Annotated in this window: 1 protein-coding gene and 1 pseudogene; both read left to right on the top strand. The window is 33.1% G+C overall.

Annotation, left to right across the window (positions count from 1 at the left end; all coding sequences use genetic code 11):
* Positions 1-539 (top strand): annotated as a pseudogene (locus BM000_RS16555) (PrsW family intramembrane metalloprotease); the annotation flags it as partial.
* Between the two features lie 3 nt (positions 540-542).
* The gene (locus tag BM000_RS16550) at positions 543-875 is read left to right on the top strand and encodes a hypothetical protein (protein ID WP_091500440.1); all 333 of its coding nucleotides are present in this window, start codon (positions 543-545) and stop codon (positions 873-875) included.
* Positions 876-1,623 lie beyond the last annotated feature (748 nt).

Raw genomic sequence — 1,623 nt, 5'->3', positions numbered from 1 at the left:
CTCAGAATGGGCATGTGAATCAACAAGCGGAAACGAAGCCACAAGCACAGACGGTGAATGGGAAGGTTAATACGCAGAAAGATCAGGCTGTTTTGAATGGGGATAAGCAAGCCAGTGGGGCTGGAAAAATAAGCAAAGAAGTTGAAATAATTAATAAGAACGGTAGTCCTCTTGGAGAATTTGATGAAATTGATTTAAATAAAGGAATATTTTATGAGGATAAGACTGCGAAAGGCTTGGACGTAGTAAATCCTAGAACGGGATTACCAACCCAGACACCACAGCAATTTGCAGATAAGCAAATTTATCAAAAAACTGTAAATAGAATAAAAAATTTAGATATAGCAGATGCTACTAGACCAACAGTAAATGGTAGTCAATTTATCCCTTCTTTAGAAGAAATAAAAGGTGTAAAAAAGTTTTTATTTAGACTAGACGGAAATAGTGCAGAATTACAAAGTGCGGTAAATCAGAGTATTACAAAACTACAGTCTGAATTCCCAGGCTATACATTTGAAGTTATATTTGGAGGGAAGTAAAGTATGTCAATTGGTATTATTGTAGATGAACCAAAAAACGAGAAAGAACAACTATTTTTTATTCCGGTTGCAACAGAAGAAGTCTTTTCAAGTTACTGGCTCAAAGCTTCAAATGAATTGCAATTAAGTTGGGTTCCCATTTTTGAAACAGGGATAGTAATTGAGAAAGAGGATATGTCAGTAATTCTAAGAGAATTAGGACTTGTTAAAAAGTGGATAGAAAAAAATGTTAGAGATATAGATGCAAAAATGGATTTAGAAAAAAGATTAGAATACATTTTAGAGACATTACCAAAAGCTTTTGCAGATGAAAACATAAAGCTTTATATAGGGTAATTAAGAAGTTGTTCTATACTAGTATGTTTGTAGGCATTCTTCGATCTCACAATAAAAAATTTTACGTTTTAACCTGCTATTTGCTAGATTCTGAGGGTGCAGTAGAAAAGGTTTGAAAGAACAAGTTCAAATGCCAAAGAAAAAGGTGGACATGTTATGCTGAAAATGCTCGAGGAACAAGTAAAGATGCTAGCTTGAGTTCCTCGGGCACTAACAATAACAAAAGCATATGCCCAATAAATAAAGTCAATAGCGACGTTAGGAGAGCCTAGCGGTCTATTGAATTTATTTATAGTGTTTTATGGAGTCATTTTTCTCATTTTCTTCTCCTTCCTTTAGAAATAATAATGGTGTCCTAAAAGAAACATCACATTTAAATACAGTATATAAGATTGAAATGCAGGCATGTACTGCCATATACAAAGGCCTTGATGGCAATCAATATATATCAGTGAGGATTAAGAAAGAATTAAATATACGTACATAAACAATGGAAGATGGGCAATTTAGTTAAGGTGATAGAATCTAGGCCACTTAAATAAGTTAGTAGGATAAAAAATGTTAAAATGATGAAAAAATTTTTCTAATGCTAAGAAGTCATGCCTCTAGTCATTGATGTATTAATATAATTAAAATAGTATAGCCAAAGTAAAAAGCTGCTTTCTAAAACCTGAAAGCAGCTTTTCGATGTTTTCTAAAAATAGAGCGGAGCCTAGGTGCTTTTTATTGGGTCATGCTTTACACTATA

The sequence above is a fragment of the Amphibacillus marinus genome (assembly GCF_900110345.1).
Classification (GTDB): domain Bacteria; phylum Bacillota; class Bacilli; order Bacillales; family Amphibacillaceae; genus Amphibacillus_D; species Amphibacillus_D marinus.
This window is presented reverse-complemented; position numbering and strand designations above follow the sequence as displayed.